Source organism: Galbitalea sp. SE-J8 (genome assembly GCF_030345695.1).
Taxonomy (GTDB): Bacteria; Actinomycetota; Actinomycetes; order Actinomycetales; family Microbacteriaceae; genus JAUASV01.
Window position 1 is genome coordinate 30,570 of sequence record NZ_JAUASV010000001.1, and the last position, 17,368, is coordinate 47,937.

Here is a 17,368-nt window from a genome sequence, read left to right on the forward strand (position 1 = left end):
CCGGGAGCGCCGCGAGCGGGGAGCGCCGCGGCCGGGTCAGCCGTCGTCCGGGACGGTGCCCTCGCCGAACCCGTTCGCGGCGAGGAGCCGCACGGCGTCGATCGCCTCGGCCGCCTGCGGGCCGGCCGCATCGAAGCGCACCGTGTCGCCGTGCTGGGCACCGAGCGTGAGCAGCGCGATCGTGCTGTCGGCGCGCACCGGACCGCGCCCGGTGCGGGGGTTCGTCGCCGTCACGCGCGCGTCGAAGGCCGACAGCCGCCGCACGAGCTCCGCGACCGGCCGCGCGTGCAGGCCGGACGGGTTCAGCAGCGTGATCTCCGCGCTCGACGCCGGTTCTCCGGCAGCATCCGCGCCCGCAGACGCCGCGCCCGCAGACGCGGCGCCCGCGGACGCGGCGGGGACGGACGCCCCTGGGGCGGATGCGGCATCCGGTGCGCCCGGCTCGCCGAGCGCCGCGATCTTGGGCGCGAGCGCGATCCGGGCCTCCTCGTCGACCTCGTCGAGGCTCGCCCCGCCGGCGGCGCGCACCACGGCGGCGACGAGTCCCTCGACGAACGGCGCGGCGCTCAGCCGCACCGGCACGTCGAGGTCGGCGGCGAGCTCGAGCGCGAGCTCGGCGCTCAGCACCGCGGAGCCGAGGTCCATGAGCACGAGCACGCCGTCGGGGCCGGCGACCGCGCGGATGGCGTCGGCGACGCGCGTGGCGTCGGTGCCGGTCACGTCGTCGCCGGCGCCCGCGGCGACGCGCACCGCCGGCCCGCCCTCGCGCACCATCTCGCCCGCGAGCGCGACCGCGGCCTCGGCGAGCGCGGGGCTGTGCGAGACGACGACGATGCCGATCACGGGAGCGCGTCCGCGAGCGCCTCGAAGAGGTAGGCCGTGCTCATCGCGCCGGGGTCGAGGTGCCCGGCGCTGCGCTCGCCGAGGTAGCTCGCGCGGCCCTTGCGGGCGACGAGCGCAGTCGTCGCGTCGCGCCCCTCGGCGGCGGCGGTCGCGGCGGCGCGCGCGGCGGCCGCGGCTCCCGCGCCGACCCCCTGGTCGAACGCGTCGATGGCCGGCCCCATCGCGTCGACCATGGTCTTGTCGCCGGGCTCCGCCTTGCCACGGGCGAGCACGCCCTCGAACCCGGCGCGCAGCGCGCCGCCGAGCGCGGCGGCGTCGAGCTCGTCCACCGCGCCCGCGGCGCGGCCGAACCGGAGGAAGAAGGTGCCGTAGAGCGGGCCGCTCGCCCCGCCGACCGTCGTGACGAGGGTCATTCCGACACTCGTGAACAGCTCGTCGACGGTCGCCGGCGTGCCGCCGTCGAGCTTGTCCATGACCGCCGCCATGCCGCGCGCCATGTTGGCGCCGTGGTCGGCGTCGCCGATCGCCGAGTCGAGCTCGGTGAGGTAGGCCCGGTTCTCGGTCACGCGGTCGCGGAATCCCGCGAGCCATGCGACGAGGCCGTCGATCGCGACGGTGTCGTCCGCCATGCCCCTAGACCCCCCAGCGCAGGCCGGCCGTGTTGACGGGCGCGTCCCAGAGCCGCAGCATCTCGTCGCTCGCGCGCAGTACGGTGAGCGAGCAGCCCGCCATGTCGAGGCTCGTGATGTAGTTGCCGACGAGGCTGCGCGCGACGCTCACGCCGTGCGCGTCGAGCAGCTTCTTGACCTCCCCGAACATGAGGTAGAGCTCGTGCAGGGGCGAGCCGCCCATGCCGTTGAGCATGACGATCGTCGGCCCGCCCGTGAAGTCGAGGTCGGCGAGCACGGGCTCGACGAGCAGTGCCGCGATGTCGGCCGCGGGCGCGAGCGGCACCCGCTCCCGGCCGGGCTCTCCGTGGATGCCGATGCCGATCTCCATCTGGTCGTCCGGCAGCTCGAAGGTCGGCTTACCCGCCGCGGGGACGGTGCAGCTCGTGAGCGCCATGCCCATCGAGCGCCCGTTCGCGTTGACCTCCTCGGCGATGCGCGCGACCTCGGCGAGGGGTGCGCCCTCCTCGGCCGCGGCTCCCGCGATCTTCTCGAGCAGCACCGTGATGCCGACGCCGCGGCGGCCGGCCGTGTAGAGCGAGTCCTGCACGGCGACGTCGTCGTCGGTCACGACGGTCGCGACCTCGACGCCGCTCTCGAGCCCGGCGAGCTCGGCCGCCATCTCGAAGTTCATCACGTCGCCCGTGTAGTTCTTCACGACGTGCAGCACGCCGGCCCCGGCGTCGACGGCGAGCGTCGCGGCCTGCATCTGGTCGGGCGTGGGCGATGTGAACATCTCGCCCGCGCACGCGGCGTCGAGCATCCCGAGGCCGACGAACCCGCCGTGCAGCGGCTCGTGGCCGGAGCCGCCGCCCGAGAGGATGGCAACCTTGCCCGGTCGGGTGGGTTCACCGCGGTAGATGACGCGATTCTCGAGGTCGACGCGCAGCTCCGGGTGCGCGGCCGCGATGCCCGCGAGGGTGTCGGCGAGGACGGTGTCCGGCGAGTTGATGAGCTTCTTCATCGCTCGCTCCGGCGGTTCTCGAACATGGTCTGCTCCTTTGCATGACGACGGTCGGCGCCCGACGCGATCCGATTCGGCTCGACCCGCGGGATCGTGCGGAACCGGTGCTGGCGCTGATCGAATGGTATTCGATAATGTCGAATATCCACCGCAGCGGAGCGGTCGTCAAGCCCGACCGGGTCCGCCGTGTGCCGATGCCGAGGGAGGCGCCGTGATCCAGTCCATCGATCGCGCCGCCCGCATCCTGCAGCTGCTCTCCGGCGCGCGCCACCTCGGCATCACCGAGCTCGCCTCCGCGCTCGACCTGCCGCCCTCGACCGTGCACGGCATCGTCGCGTCGCTGCACTCGCACGGGCTCGTCGCGCGCGAGCCGCACTCGACGCGGTACATGCTCGGACCGGCGCTGCTCAAGCTCTCCAACGTCTACCTCGACACGCTCGACGTGCGCGCGCGGGCGATGCGCTGGACGGCCGAGCTGTCCCGCCGCACGGGACTCGCCGTGCACCTGGGCGCGGCACTGTTCGACGAGGTCATCGTCATCCACCACAACGGCCGCCCGGACGGCACCGAGCAGATGCCCGAGACCGGGCTCGCGATCCCCGCGCACGCCTCGGCGATGGGCAAGGCGCTGCTCGCCTTCGACCCGAGCGCGGCGCGCGACCTGCTCGGCGGCCCGCTGCGCGCCCTCACGGCCGACACCGTCACCGACCCCGCGCTGCTCACCGAGCAGTTCGCGCACATCGCGGCACGCGGGTACGCGGTCGAGGAGGACGAGGCCGTGATCGGCGAGAGCGGGCTCGCGGCGCCCGTCGCCGACCGCAGCGGCGCGGTCGTCGCGGCCGTCGGCGTCGTCGTGCCGTCCGCCGAGTGGCCGCCCGAGACCGGCGTCGTGGCGGCACTGCGCGAGACCGCGCGCAACATCAGCCGCGAGCTCGGCGCGCCGGCCTGGCCGCCGCGCGTCGAACCGTGGACGCACGAGCAGTGGCCCGACGAGGGCTGAGCAGAGAGGACTGGGAAGGTGACGCGCGTCGATGGCCCCGTGCTCCGCGCCCCGGCGCCCCGCGCCCCGGTGCCCCGCACCTCAGAGGGCGACGAGCTCGCGCGCGGCGCCCTCGTCGAGCACGAGGTCGGTGACGACGCCCGCGGCGAGCGCGCCGCGCAGGCTGCGCGCCTTCGCGGCTCCCGAGACGACGCACACGCGCCGCGGAACGCGCGCGAGCACGTCGAAGCCGGGCCCGCTCGCCCGCGCGTTGAGCTCGACGTCGCGCCAGCTGCCGTCGGCCCGGAAGAACACGGTCGCGACGTCGCCGACGACGCGGTCGCGGCCGAGGCTGTCGTAGTCGCTCCGTTCGAGGTAGCCGCCCATGTAGACGTGGCTCGGCACCTGGGCGAGCGGGGATCCGACGGAGAAGAGCGCGACGTCCATCGATCGCTGCAGGTCGAGCACGCGGCGGGTGGAGCGCTCGCGCCACATCGCGGTCTTCGTGGCGCGGTCGTCGAAGAACGCCGGCACGGGGAACTGCTCGATGCTGGCGCCGAACGCGTCGCCGAAGCGGCGCAGGATCTCGCTCGCGTAGTCGACGCCGGTCGTGCGCGTGTTGCCCGCCCCGTTGAGCTGCACGACCCGGATGCCGGGGCGCTGCAGCGGCACCAGCACGCGGCTGATGGCGCTCATCGTCGAGCCCCAGGCGATGCCCACCGTCATGGTCGCGTCGACGAAGCGGTCGAGCATGCGTGCGGTGCTCAGCGCGACACGAGCGAGCCGGTCGACGTCGCTCGTGTGGTCGGGCACGGGCACGATGTGCGCGGCGACGTCGAACCGCCTCGCGATCTGCCCCTCGAGGGCCGTGGAGGCCTCGAGGGGCGAACGGATCCGGATGTCGACGAGGCCCGTGTCGCGCGCGAACGTGAGCAGCCGGGACACCGACGACCGCGAGGTCCCGAGCTCGCGGGCGATCGCCTCCATCGTCAGGTCCTGCATGTAGTACAGCTGCGCGGCGCGCAGCGCGGCGCTCGTGCGCGCGGGCAGCGGCGGTTCGGCGTCGTCGCTCATCGATGCTCCCTGCACGTTTGTGCAACAGGCTTGCCCATTGTTTCGGTGCGGTCCACGATAGCCCCGACCGACCCCGCGGTCGGCGCGTCGATGCGCTTCCGACACCACCGGCGGCCCGATGAGCGGACGGCTGGATGGATGGAGCACAGCATGTCGAAGCCCGCGAACAACACCCCCGCGCCCCGCGAGACCGTGACGACGCTCTCGGATCGGCCCACCGCCGCCGTGCTCATCATCGGCGGCGGCATCAACGGCATCGGCACGCTCCGCGACCTCGCCCTGCAGGGCGTCGACGTCGCCCTCGTCGAGCGCAACGACTACGCGTCGGGCGCGTCGGCCGCGTCGAGCCACATGATCCACGGCGGCATCCGCTACCTCGAGAACGGCGAGTTCCGGCTCGTGCGCGAGAGCGTGCAGGAGCGCAACGGCCTCATCCGCATCGCCCCGCACTACGTCAAGCCGCTCGAGACCACGATGCCGATCTTCCACACGTTCTCCGGCATCCTGAACGCTCCGCTGCGGATGCTGACCCACAGGCAGCGCTCGACGAAGGAGCGCGGCGCCGCGCTCATCGAGATCGGCATGTCGATCTACGACTCGTTCTCGCGCGACGGCGGCCAGGTGCCGCGGCACCGGTTCCGCCGCCGCAGCGCCGCTCTCGCCGACATGCCCGCGCTCAACAAGGGCATCAAGTACACGGGCACGTACTTCGACGCGTCCGTGCACGAGCCCGAGCGACTCGCGCTCGACGTGCTGAAAGATGCCCTCGCGACCGGAAACGCGCGCGCCGCGAACTACGTCGAGGCGACCGGCGTGCGGGACGGCGGCGTCGTGCTGCGCGACCGCGAGACCGGCACCGAGTTCGTGTTCCACGCGGACGTCGTCGTGAACGCCTCCGGTCCGTGGACGGACCTCACGAACGGCGCGCTCGGCGACGAGACGGCGTTCATGGGCGGCACGAAGGGCTCGCACATCGTCGTCGACAACCCCGAGCTGCTCGAGGCCACGAAGGGCCGCGAGATCTTCTTCGAGAACTCCGACGGGCGCATCGTGCTCATCTACCCGCTCAAGGGGCGCGTGCTCATCGGGACGACGGATGTCGACGCCGACCCGCGGGAGCCCCAGGCCGCGACCGACGACGACGTGCAGTACTTCTTCGACCTCGTGCACCACGTCTACCCGGACATCGCGCTGTCGAAGGACCAGATCGTGTACAGCTACGCCGGCATCCGCCCGCTGCCGCGCCACGAGGACACCGCGCCGGGCTTCGTGAGCCGCGACTACCGCATCGTCGACACGGCCATCCCGGGCCTCGCCGGCACGCACGTGCTCAGCCTCGTCGGCGGCAAGTGGACGACGTTCCGCGCGCTCAGCGAGCACCTGGCCACCGAGGTGCTCGGCAAGCTCGGGCGCCCCCGCACGGTGTCCACCGCGGGACTCGCGATCGGCGGGGGCAAGGGCTTCCCGCGCACCGACGCCGAACGAACCACGTGGATCGCCGCGCACGCCGACGGCATCACGAAGGCGGCCGTCGATCGCCTGCTCGACCGCTACGGCACGCGCGCCGAGGAGGTCATCGACTACCTCGGCGAGATCGAGGACCGCCCGCTCGCGACCGACCCGGAGCTCACCCGCGGCGAGGTGGCCTACTTCGCCGAGCACGAGCAGGCCGTGCACCTGCAGGACGTCGTGCTGCGCCGCACGAACGCCGCGTTCGTCGGCGGCGTCACGCTCGACCTGCTCGAGGAGCTCGCCGACGCGCTCGGCGCGGGCCTCGGCTGGGACGCCGCGCGCCGCGCACAGGAAGTCGCCGACACCGTCGAGGTGCTCGCGCGCGATCACAACGTGACGGTCGAAAGGCTCGCGCTGACCTGAGCGCGGCCGCCCGCCGCGCGGGCCGACCGATACGGGGCCGCCACGGTGGGGGCCCGCACCATCGAACAGAAGGAAGGTCAACGTGGACACCAATCTCGGTTTGTATTTCCTGTCCGAAGTCGTCGGCACGGCACTGCTGCTGCTGCTCGGAACGGGCGTCGTCGCGAACGTGCTGCTCGCCAAGACGAAGGGCAACGGCGGGGGCTTCCTCCTCGTCAACTTCGGCTGGGGCCTCGCGGTGTTCGCGGGCGTGGTGGCGTCGCAGTACTCGGGCGCGCAGCTGAACCCCGCCGTGTCGATCGCGCTCCTCGTGCTCGGCGACATCACGGTCGCGCAGTTCTTCATCGCCGTGCTCGCCCAGCTCGTCGGCGCGATCCTCGGCGCCGTGCTGTGCTGGCTGTCGTACCGCAACCACTTCGACGAGGAGCCCGACCCGGGCGCCAAGCTCGCCGTCTTCTCCACGGGACCCGCCATCCGTTCCTACGGCTGGAACCTCATCACGGAGATCATCGCGACGTTCGTGCTCGTGTTCGGCATCCTCGCGTTCAGCGACGCCCACTTCGGCGAGGTCGCGGCGCTCGGCCCGCTCTCGGCCCTCGCGGTCGCCCTGCTCGTGGTCGGCATCGGCGCCTCCCTCGGTGGCCCGACCGGGTACGCCATCAACCCGGCCCGTGACCTCGGCCCGCGCATCGCGCACGCCATCCTGCCGATCAAGGGCAAGGGATCTAGCGACTGGTCGTACTCCTGGGTTCCGGTCGTCGGCCCGCTCGTCGGCGGTCTGCTCGCCGCCGGGGCGTCGACGTTCGCCCTCAACATCGGCTGACGCGACCGCGCCGCCCCGCACCCGGTGCCGGCCGCGCGCCGGCGCCACCCCGCTCCAGATCCACCCCCGCTACAGACAAGGAAGTCACCATGGCTGACTACGTAATCGCCATCGATCAGGGCACGACGAGCTCGCGTGCCATCATCTTCGACACGAAGGGCTCGATCGTCTCGACCGGGCAGCTCGAGCACGAGCAGATCTTCCCGAGGGCCGGCTGGGTCGAGCACGACCCCCAGGAGATCTGGCGCAACGTGCGCGAGGTCATCGGCCAGGCGCTCTCGAAGGCGAACCTGACCCGGCACGACATCGCCGCGATCGGCATCACGAACCAGCGCGAGACCGCGGTGGTGTGGGACAAGACCACGGGTGAGCCGGTGTACAACGCGATCGTCTGGCAGGACACCCGCACCCAGGACATCGTCGACCGTCTCGCGGCCGACGGCGGTGTCGAGCGGTTCAAGGACATCGTCGGCCTCCCGCTCGCGACCTACTTCTCCGGCACGAAGATCGTGTGGATCCTCGAGAACGTCGAGGGCGCGCGCGAGAAGGCCGAGGCCGGCGACCTGCTGTTCGGCACGACCGACTCCTGGGTGCTCTGGAACCTCACCGGCGGCGTCGACGGCGGCGTGCACGCCACCGACGTGACGAACGCGTCGCGCACGCTGTTCATGGACCTCGAGACGCTCAGCTGGCGCGACGACATCCTCGAGGTGTTCGGCGTGCCGCGGTCGATGCTGCCCGAGATCCGCAGCTCGTCCGAGGTCTACGGCACGGCCGAGTCGCGCAGCCTGCTGCGCGAGACGCCCATCGCGGGCATCCTCGGCGACCAGCAGGCCGCGACGTTCGGCCAGGCCGCGTACGACAAGGGCGAGGCCAAGAACACGTACGGCACCGGCAACTTCATCATCTTCAACACGGACACCGAGATCGTCCACTCGAAGAACGGCCTGCTCACGACCCTCGGCTACAAGCTCGGCGACGAGCCGGCGCACTACGCGCTCGAGGGCTCGATCGCCGTGACCGGCTCGCTCGTGCAGTGGCTGCGCGACAACCTCGGGCTGATCTCGTCCGCGCCGGAGGTGGAGCGGCTCGCCGAGACCGTCGACGACAACGGCGGAGCGTACTTCGTGCCGGCCTTCTCGGGGCTGTTCGCGCCGTACTGGCGCTCCGACGCCCGCGGCGCCCTCGTCGGCCTCACCCGCTACGTGAACAAGGGCCACATCGCCCGGGCCGTGCTCGAGGCGACCGCGTTCCAGACCCGCGAGGTCATCGACGCGGTCAACGCCGACTCGGGCGTGCCGCTGACCGAGCTCAAGGTCGACGGCGGCATGATCGCCAACAACCTGCTCATGCAGTTCCAGGCGGACATCCTCGGCGTGCCGGTCATCCGGCCGGTCGTCGCAGAGACCACGGCGCTCGGCGCGGCCTACGCGGCCGGCCTCGCCGTCGGCGTGTGGAGCAACCTCGACGACCTCCGCGCCAACTGGCAGGAGGACAGCCGCTGGGAGCCGCAGATGGACGACGCCGAGCGCGAGCGTCTGCTGCGCAACTGGAAGAAGGCCGTCACGAAGACCTTCGACTGGGAGGACGCCGACACGAAGTAGCCGGCCGACGACGCGCCGGTCGGCACCGTGGTGGGCGCCGGCCGGCGCTCCGTCGTCTCGCTCCGTCGTCGCGCTGCGTCGTCGCGCTGCGTCGTCGCGGCGCTACGCCGGAGCCCCGGATGCGGCCGCCGACTCCGCGCGATCCGCGGCGAAGAGCGCGCACTCCGTGTCGTAGTAGGCGCTGGAGAGCCCGAGCGAGCGCAGGCCGATGCGCTCGGCGACCCGCTGCGAGGCGAGGTTGTCGGGGTGCGTGACGGCCACGACGCGGTCGAGCCCGCCCGCGAACGCTCGCGCGAGCACGGCGCGGGCGCCCTCCGTCGCGATACCGCGGCCCCAGGCATCCGGATGCAGGTGCCAGCCGATCTCGGTGTCGCCCGACGGCGCGCGGTCGGTGCCGGATGCCGGGATGTCCTTGAGCAGCAGCGTACCCAGGCGCTCCCCGGACGCGGTGTCGACGGCGAGCCAGACGCCGTGCACCGGGTGCTCGCCGATCGCCCGCCAGCGGGTGATGAGCCCGAGCGCCTCCTCGCGGTCGGCGAGCACGCGCGGCACGCGTCCGATGTAGCGCTGCACCTCCCAGCGCGAGTAGGTGTCGAGCACGAAGTCGGCGTCGTCGGGCGTGAACGGTCGCAGGGTGAGGCGATCTGTCGTCAAGGAGTGCACCGCTCGACGATACGACGGGCGGGGAGCGGGCCGTCAACGGCCTCCTCAGCCGGCGGGCTACAGCGCGGCGATGATGGCCTTCATGAGCGCGGCCGTCTCGCTCGGGGTCTTGCCGACCTGGACGCCCGCTGCCTCGAGCGCCTCCTTCTTCGCCTGCGCGGTGCCGGCCGAGCCGGACACGATCGCGCCGGCGTGGCCCATCGTCTTGCCCTCCGGGGCCGTGAACCCCGCGACGTAGCCGACGACGGGCTTCGTCACGTTGGCCCTGATGAAGTCGGCGGCGCGCTCCTCGGCGTCGCCGCCGATCTCGCCGATCATGACGATCGCCTTCGTCTCGGGATCGGCCTCGAACGCGGCGAGCGCGTCGATGTGGGTCGTGCCGATGATCGGGTCGCCGCCGATGCCGATCGCGGTCGAGAAGCCGTACTCGCGCAGCTCGTACATCATCTGGTAGGTCAGCGTGCCCGACTTCGACACCAGGCCGATCGGGCCCGCGCCCGCGATGGTCGCCGGCGTGATGCCGACGAGCGACTCCCCCGGCGTGATGATGCCGGGGCAGTTCGGGCCGATGATGCGCGTCGTGTTGCCCTTCGCCTTCGCGTGCGCCCAGGCCTCGGCCGAGTCCTGCACGGGGATGCCCTCGGTGATCACCACGAGCAGCGGGATCTCGGCGTCGATGGCCTCGATGATGGCGTCCTTGGCGAAGGCCGGCGGCACGAAGGCGATGGACACATCCGCTCCGGTGGCCGCGATGGCCTCGGCGACGGTCGCGAACACCGGCAGCTCGACGGGGGCGCCGTCCCGGTCCGTGTGCGAGACGGTGGTGCCGGCCTTGCGCGCGTTGACGCCGCCGACGACCTGCGTGCCCGCCTTGAGCATGAGCGCGGTGTGCTTGGTGCCCTCGCCGCCCGTGATGCCCTGCACGATGACCTTGCTGTCCTTGTTCAGGAAGATCGACATTCTTGAATCCTTGTCCCTGCGCTTCTCGTGGTCCCTGAGCTCGTCGAAGGGCGCGCTCAGGCGGCGGCCAGCTCGGCGGCCTTGTCGGCCCCGTCGTCCATCGACGAGGCGATGGTGACGAGCGGATGGTTCGCGGCGGCGAGGATCGCGCGCCCCTCCTCCACCTGGTTGCCGTCGAGGCGCACGACGAGCGGCTTCGTGGCCGCGTCCCCGAGGATCTCGAGGGCCTGCACGATGCCGTTCGCGACCGCGACGCACGACGTGATCCCGCCGAAGACGTTGACGAACACGCTCTTCACCTGGCTGTCGCCGAGGATCACGTCGAGTCCCGCGGCCATCACGGTCGCGGACGCGCCGCCGCCGATGTCGAGGAAGTTGGCCGGCTTCACGCCCCCGTGCTTCTCGCCCGCGTAGGCCACGACGTCCAGGGTGCTCATCACGAGACCGGCGCCGTTGCCGATGATGCCGACCTCGCCGTCGAGCTTGACGTAGTTGAGGTCGTTCTCCTTGGCCGCGGCCTCCAGCGGGTCGGCGGATGCCGCGTCCTCGAGCTCGGCGTGCTCGGGGTGGCGGAAGCCGGCGTTCTCGTCGAGGGTGACCTTGCCGTCGAGGGCGAGCACCTGGCCGTCCTCGGTGAGCACGAGCGGGTTGACCTCGACGAGCGTCGCGTCCTCGCCGGTGTAGACGTCGTAGAGCTTCCGGATGACGGGCGCGACCTTCTCGATCAGCTCGGCGTCGAAGTGGCCAGCCGCCGCGATCTCGCGCGCCTTGTCGAGCGTGATGCCCTCGGCCGGGTCGACCTCGACGCGGGCGAGGGCGTCGGGGCGCTCGACGGCGAGCTCCTCGATCTCCATGCCGCCCTCGACGCTGCACAGCGACAGGTAGGAGCGGTTGGCGCGGTCGAGCAGCACCGAGAAGTAGAACTCGCGCGCAATGCGGGCGCCCTGGGCGACCATGACGCGGCGCACCACGTGGCCCTTGATGTCGAGGCCGAGGATCTGCTCCGCGGCGGCGGCAGCCGCGTCCGGATCGTGCACGACCTTCACGCCGCCCGCCTTGCCGCGACCGCCGGCCTTGACCTGCGCCTTGACGACGACGGTGCCGCCGATCGTCTCGGCCGCGGCCTTCGCCTCGGCGGGGGTGTCCGCGATGATGCCCGCGAGCACGGGGACGCCGTACCTCTCGAACAGATCCCGGGCCTGATACTCGAAAAGATCCACGTACGTCTCCTGGTCGTGGTTGGAGTGGAGGACGGCCGTCTCCACGCCGAGCCAGCTGTTCTACGGTGAGGGAACTGTCTCGATGTCGAGAGAGGTGGGGGCCACCGTCACTCTACCCGCCGCGCGAGCGCCGGGAGATCAGTCGGAGTCGTCGAGGTGCTTGACCTCGTCGGAGTCGGGCCCGTCGGTCTCCACGCACGGACCGTTCACGGCGACCTGCACCGCCGCGCCGTTGCCCGCGCTGTCGGCGGGGAGCGTGGCGGTCAGGCGCACGACGCTCTGCGACTTCGTGCTCTTGAGCAGGAGCTCGTGGATCTTCGAGCTCGGCGAGCTCTCCTCGCCGGTCCAGCCCTCGTCGGCGAGGTTCCGGCCCAGGTTCTCGAGCACCTCGAAGACCTGCGAGCCGTGGTCCGGGGTCATGTTGAGCAGCACGCTCGAGCGCCACGACCGCTTCACGCCGTTGTCGCCGCACGACTGCGAGGCGTCCTCCGTCGCGCCCTGGCTCGCCACCATGTCGGTCGGGATCTTGCCCGCGACCGAGTTGCGCAGCAGCTGCGCCGGGCCCTTGGTGTCGGCGAGCGAGAGGCCGCCGTCGTCGCCCGAGCATCCGGCGAGCGCGGATGCGAGCACCCCGGCGACGAGCGCCGCGGTCAACGCGGAACGGTATGGACGTGCCATCGCGATGTGCCCCCTGAAGCCCGTGCGCCCCCGCGCAATCGTCGAGCCCTTCCGTGGAAAGTTACCAGCCCGCGCCGCCCGGGCGAACGGGAGCCCCGGCCCCCGTCCGGGGGTGGGACGGAGTCACAGCTTCTCGATCGGAGCTATCTTGATGAGGAGTCGCTTGCGCCCCGCGGTGTCGAACACCACCTCGGCGATGCGCTTGGCGGCCTGGCCGGAGACCTGCGTGACGCGCCCCTCGCCGAAATCGGCGTGACGGATGCGGTCGCCGACCGCGAGCTCCAGGTCGCCGTTGTCGCGCACGGTTCCGGTGACCTGGCTCGTCCACTGGGTCTTGGGTCGCTGAGCGGGCGGCAGCTTCGGCAGCTCGCGCATCGAGTCGCCGATGTCGAACCGCGGCGACGATCCGCGCTGCGGCCTGCTCACTCCCGGCCCGCGCCGGATCATGAGCGCCCCGGGCTCCTGCCGCCAGTCGACGAGGCCCGCGGGGATCTCCTGCAGGAACCGGCTCGGCGCCGACGCGCCGATGTCGCCGAACTGCGCGCGGCTCATCGCGAGCGAGAGGTAGAGCCGACGACGCGCGCGCGTGATGCCGACGTAGAACAGCCGGCGCTCCTCGGCGACGCCGCCGGGCTCGTTCGCGCTCATCCGGTGCGGCAGCAGCTCCTCCTCGACCCCGGTGAGGAACACGGTGTCGTACTCGAGTCCCTTCGCGGTGTGCAGCGTCATGAGCGTGACGGTGCCCGACTCGTCCTCGATCTCGTCGGCGGCCGCGACGAGCGCGACCTCGGTGAGGAACTCGACGAGCGTGCCGTCGGGGTTGCGGCGGCCGTACTCCTTGGTGAGCGCGAGGAGCTCCTCGACGTTCTCCGCGCGCGCCTCGTCCTGCGCGTCGCCCGTCGCGCGCAGCGCCTTCACGTACCCGGAGCCCTCGACGAGCCGCTGCAGGATCTCGGCGGGCGGCGCCGGGCGGCGCGGCACGCCGTCCACGCCGACGGGTGCGGCGAGATCGGTCACGGTGTCGAGCAGCGCGCCGAGGTCGGTGATCGCTCTCGTCACCTTCGGTCCGAGTCCCAGCTGGGCGGCATCCGTCAGCGCGTCGCGCAGCGTGACGCCCGTGCGGTCGGCGTACGCCTGCAGCGCCGCCTCGGTGGCCGGGCCGATGCCGCGCTTGGGCGAGTTCATGATGCGGCGCAGGGCGAGGTCGTCCGCGGGGTTGGCCACCTGGATGAGGTAGCCCATCATGTCCTTGATCTCGGCGCGGTCGTAGAACTTCGTGCCGCCCGGGAAGCGGTACGGGATGCCGGAGCGGATGAGGATGTCCTCCAGCGCGCGGGACTGGGCGTTGGTGCGCACGAAGATCGCCATCGCGCTGTACGCGATGCCCCGGGCGTGCAGCGCGTCGATCTCGTCGGCCACGAACTGCGCCTCGTCGTAGGCCGTGTAGCCCGTGAAGCCGACGATCGGCTCGCCCGCGCCGATCGTCGTGAAGAGGTTCTTGTCCTTGCGGTCGAAGTTGCCCGCGATGACGGCGTTCGCCGCGTCGAGGATGTTCTGCGTCGAGCGGTAGTTCTGCTCGAGCAGCACGACGTGCGCCGCCGGGAAGTCCTTCTCGAAGTCGGTGATGTTGCGGATGTCGGCGCCGCGGAACGCGTAGATCGACTGGTCGCTGTCGCCCACGACGGTGAGCGTCGCGGGGGCGATCGAGCCGTCGGGCTCGAGCGCGGTGCGCGTGTCGGGGGGCACGTCATCCGCCCTCACCCCCGTGACGAGCTCGCGGATGAGCGCGTACTGCGCCGCGTTGGTGTCCTGGTACTCGTCGACGAACACGTGCCGGAAGCGGCGCTGGTAGAGCGCGGCCGTCTTCGGGAACGCGCGGAACAGGTGCACGGTCTCGCCGATGAGGTCGTCGAAGTCCATCGCGTTCGCGCGGCGCAGGCCCTCGGTGTACCGCCGGAAGATCTCGAGGAACGCCACGTCCTTCGGGTCGCGCGAGTTGACCTGGCGCGCCGTCGTGTCGACGTCGCCGAGCTCGTTCTTGATGCGCGAGATGCGGCCGGCGACACCGGCGACGCTCAGCCCCATGGTGTCGGCGTCGAGCTCCTTGACGATGCGCTTGATGAGCGCGCGGCTGTCGGCGGTGTCGTAGATCGTGAAGCCGCTGCGCATCCCGAACACCTCGGCCTCGCGCCGCAGGATGCGCACGCACGCCGAGTGGAACGTCGAGATCCACATGCCGTCGGCGTTCTCGCGCCCGACGAGCGCGCCGATGCGCTCGCGCATCTCGGCGGCGGCCTTGTTCGTGAACGTGATCGCGAGGATCTGGCTCGGCCACGCCTCCCGGTTCCGCAGCAGGCTCGCGATGCGGCGCGTGAGCACGCTCGTCTTGCCGGAGCCCGCGCCCGCGACGATGAGCAGCGCCCGGCCGCGGTACGTGACGGCCTCGAGCTGTCGCTCGTTGAGGCCGTCGAGCAGCGGGTCGGCACCGGGCGCGCTCGACGGTCCGGCGTTGTCGTCGACGATCCGGGGGGTCAGGCTCATGGCGCGAACGAGTCTAGGCGCGACCTGCGACGCCCGGGTCGGCGCGCCCGCTTCAGTCGCCGTTCGGGTCGTCGGACCGCCGGCGCGCGTCGACGAGCCCGCGGGCGAGGTCCGGGTGGTCGGCGAAGACCCCGTCCACGCGGCAGGAGAGGATGACGTCCCACTCCCCGCGCCAGTCGCCGAACGCCGCGGCACCGCCGCCGCCGCGGAACGGCCCGGACAGGAACCGGTTCTCCGGCCGGAGCGTCCAGGTGAACACGGAGAGGCCCGCGCTGTGCGCGCGGCCGGCGAGGTCCGTCGCCCGCCGGCCGGCCAGCAGGAGCGACTTGTCCACGCTGATGCCGTCGACGGATGCCGCCCCCGCGCCCGTCGCGAGGCGGGCGAGACCGGCATCCGTCAGCTGCTCCGCGTACGTCGTCGCCGACGAGCCGTGCCGCGCGACGAGGTCGAAGGCGGCGCCCTGCGCCTCGACGAGGTACACCGTCGGGGCGTCGAGTCCGCGGGCGCGCAGCGCGGCGAGCGCGCTCTGCTCGAAGCTCTCGACCCAGAGGCGGCCGCCGAACCCGGCGAGCAGGGGCGCCGCGAGCTCGTCGAGCGGCAGGCCGATCGACGCGAAGTAGCTGTGGTGCTTGATCTCGGCGACGACGCCGACGCCCGACGCGCTCGCGAGCTCGAGCACGTCGCCGAGCCGGAGCATCGGCTCGGCGCCGTCGTGCGCGGCGGACGCGGGCCGCACCCCGGGGATGCGCTCCCGGCAGCGCAGGCCCGCGAGCTCCGCCCAGTCGAAGTCCTCGGTGAACCAGCCGGTGAGCCGGTGGCCGTCGACCTCCTTCGTCGTGCGGCGGCCGGCGAACTCGGGGCGCGCCGCGACATCCGTCGTGCCGGAGATCTCGTTCTCGTGCCGCACGACGAGCACGCCGTCTCGCGTGGCGACGATGTCGGGCTCGATCGCATCCGCGCCCTGGGCGATCGCGAGCGCGTAGGCGGCGCGGGTGTGCTCGGGGCGGTACCCGGATGCGCCGCGGTGGCCGATGACGAGGGGACGGCTCACGGGGTCACGCTATCGCCCCGCCTCCTCGCGAATCTCATAGCGCCCTCCCAGGCGCGCGCCCGGCACCCGCCCATACACTGGCATTCCGGTTCCACCTCGCCCTTGGAAGGACGTCATGGCCGCCAACAGCAACCCCGCATTCTCGAACTCCCCCGCGTTCTCCGACCGCCGCGCCGTCGCGTCGCGTCTGCAGACGTCCAGTGTCGCGACGCCGAGCGCCGAGCAGCTCGACGACCTGTACGGCCGCCCCTCCGCGACCCCCGCCGAGACGGACCGGATGACGTACGAGGACACCATCGTCAAGACGGTCATCTCGTTCGCCGTGCTCGTCGCGGGCGCGGCGATCGGCTGGTTCGCCTGGCCGCTCGCGATCCCGGCGGCGATCGTCGGGTTCGCGCTCGCGCTCGTCAACACGTTCAAGAAGCGCCCGTCGGCGGCGCTCGTGCTCGCCTACGCCGCGGTCGAGGGCGTGTTCGTCGGCGCCATCTCGGGCGTGTTCGCGACGCAGTGGGACGGCATCGTGCCGCAGGCCGTGTTCGGCACGCTCGGCGTCGTCGGCGTGACGCTCGCGCTGTTCGCGAGCGGCAGGATCCGCGCTTCGGCGCGCGCGACGAAGATCTTCCTCGTCGCGCTCGTCGGCTACGGGGTGTTCTCGCTCATCAACCTCGGGCTCATGGTGTTCGGCACGACCGACTCGATGTTCGGCCTGCGCGGCGACGTCACGATCTTCGGCATCCCGCTCGGCCTCGTGCTCGCGCCGCTCATCGTCATCCTCGCCGCCTACTCGCTCGTGCTCGACTTCGACTCGGTGCAGACCGGGGTGCGCCGCGGCGCCCCGCGGGTCTACGGCTGGCAGGCCGCGTTCGGCATCATGGTCACCGTCGTCTGGCTGTACCTCGAGATCCTCCGCATCCTCGGGCTCGCGCGCAGCAACTGACGCCCCGTCGCACCGCGGGTCAGACGGATGCCGCGACGATCCGGAACACCGGGAACCCCGGCGCGATGGCGACGAGCTCGTCGTCGGCCGCATCCGCGGTGACGCCGTCGAAGAACCGGCCGACCTCCCAGCCCCAGACCCGCAGGTACTCCCGCAGGACGGGGAGCTTGTCGGCGTCGGCGACCTCGGACGCGGTGAACGCCTCGGCCCGGCGTCCGGCGCGCAGCTCGCCCGTGCCGGCGACGCGCAGGTTGCGCACCCACTGCGCCTCGCCACGCGGCGCCACGAGGTAGCGCTCGCCGTGCAGCCGGAGCGGGTTGACGGGCGTCGTGCGCCACTCGCCGGATGCCCGCCCCCGCACCGCGAGCACGCGGCTGCCCGCGAGCGGCAGCCCGAGCCGGGTGAGCGTGCCGACCACGCCGTTGAACACGGCGTCGACGCGCGTCGGGCGGATGAAGCGCACCGGCTCGGTCATGACCGGTAGTCAA

At 72.2% G+C, this 17,368-nt stretch carries 17 protein-coding genes; 6 read left to right on the top strand and 11 right to left on the bottom strand.

Going from position 1 to position 17,368, the window contains the following annotated elements:
* Positions 1 to 36 precede the first annotated feature (36 nt).
* The 3 genes from dhaM to dhaK are packed head-to-tail and all read right to left on the bottom strand — an operon-like array spanning position 37 to position 2,475.
* On the bottom strand, positions 37 to 843 hold the full coding sequence (gene dhaM / locus QT381_RS00120) for a dihydroxyacetone kinase phosphoryl donor subunit DhaM (protein ID WP_289246529.1): 807 nt from the start codon (positions 841 to 843) through the stop codon (positions 37 to 39).
* Entirely contained in the window at positions 840 to 1,472 is a 633-nt protein-coding gene (dhaL, locus tag QT381_RS00125; protein ID WP_289246530.1) for a dihydroxyacetone kinase subunit DhaL, read from the bottom strand. Before dhaL ends, dhaM begins: the two co-directional genes overlap by 4 nt.
* A gap of 4 nt (positions 1,473 to 1,476) precedes the next feature.
* Positions 1,477 to 2,475, bottom strand: coding sequence for a dihydroxyacetone kinase subunit DhaK (dhaK, locus tag QT381_RS00130; protein ID WP_289246531.1), 999 nt, complete (start codon positions 2,473 to 2,475; stop codon positions 1,477 to 1,479).
* Between the two features lie 41 nt (positions 2,476 to 2,516).
* On the opposite strand from dhaK, the gene QT381_RS00135 reads away from it, so the two are divergent.
* On the top strand, positions 2,517 to 2,690 hold the full coding sequence (locus QT381_RS00135; RefSeq protein ID WP_289246532.1) for a hypothetical protein: 174 nt from the start codon (positions 2,517 to 2,519) through the stop codon (positions 2,688 to 2,690).
* Entirely contained in the window at positions 2,687 to 3,475 is a 789-nt protein-coding gene (locus QT381_RS00140) for an IclR family transcriptional regulator (RefSeq protein ID WP_289246533.1), read from the top strand. Before QT381_RS00135 ends, QT381_RS00140 begins: the two co-directional genes overlap by 4 nt.
* A gap of 81 nt (positions 3,476 to 3,556) precedes the next feature.
* Here the strand turns inward: QT381_RS00140 and QT381_RS00145 are convergent, their stop codons facing one another.
* Positions 3,557 to 4,528: a sugar-binding transcriptional regulator gene (locus QT381_RS00145; protein WP_289246534.1), complete on the bottom strand. Its 972-nt coding sequence runs from the start codon at positions 4,526 to 4,528 to the stop codon at positions 3,557 to 3,559.
* Positions 4,529 to 4,678: 150 nt separating this feature from the next.
* Between QT381_RS00145 and QT381_RS00150 the strand changes: the two genes are divergently transcribed.
* The 3 genes from QT381_RS00150 (at position 4,679) to glpK (ending at position 8,830) form a co-directional block, all read left to right on the top strand.
* A complete protein-coding gene (locus tag QT381_RS00150) occupies positions 4,679 to 6,403 on the top strand; it encodes a glycerol-3-phosphate dehydrogenase/oxidase (RefSeq protein WP_289246535.1) in 1,725 nt (574 codons plus the stop codon).
* A gap of 82 nt (positions 6,404 to 6,485) precedes the next feature.
* Positions 6,486 to 7,226: an MIP/aquaporin family protein gene (locus QT381_RS00155; protein WP_289246536.1), complete on the top strand. Its 741-nt coding sequence runs from the start codon at positions 6,486 to 6,488 to the stop codon at positions 7,224 to 7,226.
* A gap of 89 nt (positions 7,227 to 7,315) precedes the next feature.
* On the top strand, positions 7,316 to 8,830 hold the full coding sequence (gene glpK / locus QT381_RS00160; protein WP_289246538.1) for a glycerol kinase GlpK: 1,515 nt from the start codon (positions 7,316 to 7,318) through the stop codon (positions 8,828 to 8,830).
* A gap of 102 nt (positions 8,831 to 8,932) precedes the next feature.
* Here the strand turns inward: glpK and QT381_RS00165 are convergent, their stop codons facing one another.
* From QT381_RS00165 to QT381_RS00190, 6 genes are all read right to left on the bottom strand, one after another.
* Positions 8,933 to 9,493, bottom strand: coding sequence for a GNAT family N-acetyltransferase (locus tag QT381_RS00165; RefSeq protein ID WP_289246539.1), 561 nt, complete (start codon positions 9,491 to 9,493; stop codon positions 8,933 to 8,935).
* 57 nt (positions 9,494 to 9,550) lie between these two features.
* The gene (sucD, locus tag QT381_RS00170) at positions 9,551 to 10,453 is read right to left on the bottom strand and encodes a succinate--CoA ligase subunit alpha (protein WP_289246540.1); all 903 of its coding nucleotides are present in this window, start codon (positions 10,451 to 10,453) and stop codon (positions 9,551 to 9,553) included.
* Between the two features lie 56 nt (positions 10,454 to 10,509).
* Positions 10,510 to 11,673 (bottom strand): ADP-forming succinate--CoA ligase subunit beta, encoded by a 1,164-nt coding sequence (gene sucC, locus QT381_RS00175; RefSeq protein WP_289246541.1) that lies wholly within the window; start codon positions 11,671 to 11,673, stop codon positions 10,510 to 10,512.
* A gap of 138 nt (positions 11,674 to 11,811) precedes the next feature.
* Complete coding sequence (locus QT381_RS00180) at positions 11,812 to 12,327, bottom strand: hypothetical protein (protein WP_289246544.1); 516 nt, start codon at positions 12,325 to 12,327, stop codon at positions 11,812 to 11,814.
* 147 nt (positions 12,328 to 12,474) lie between these two features.
* Positions 12,475 to 14,892: an ATP-dependent helicase gene (locus QT381_RS00185; protein WP_289246546.1), complete on the bottom strand. Its 2,418-nt coding sequence runs from the start codon at positions 14,890 to 14,892 to the stop codon at positions 12,475 to 12,477.
* A 52-nt stretch (positions 14,893 to 14,944) separates the two neighbouring features.
* The gene (locus tag QT381_RS00190; protein WP_289246548.1) at positions 14,945 to 15,943 is read right to left on the bottom strand and encodes a glycerophosphodiester phosphodiesterase family protein; all 999 of its coding nucleotides are present in this window, start codon (positions 15,941 to 15,943) and stop codon (positions 14,945 to 14,947) included.
* Positions 15,944 to 16,058: 115 nt separating this feature from the next.
* Between QT381_RS00190 and QT381_RS00195 the strand changes: the two genes are divergently transcribed.
* Positions 16,059 to 16,880: a Bax inhibitor-1/YccA family protein gene (locus QT381_RS00195; protein ID WP_289246550.1), complete on the top strand. Its 822-nt coding sequence runs from the start codon at positions 16,059 to 16,061 to the stop codon at positions 16,878 to 16,880.
* Between the two features lie 19 nt (positions 16,881 to 16,899).
* On the opposite strand, the gene QT381_RS00200 is transcribed toward QT381_RS00195, so the two are convergent.
* Positions 16,900 to 17,355 carry a nitroreductase/quinone reductase family protein gene (locus QT381_RS00200; RefSeq protein WP_289246552.1) on the bottom strand — a complete coding sequence of 152 codons (456 nt, stop codon included), beginning with the start codon at positions 17,353 to 17,355 and terminating at the stop codon, positions 16,900 to 16,902.
* Positions 17,356 to 17,368 lie beyond the last annotated feature (13 nt).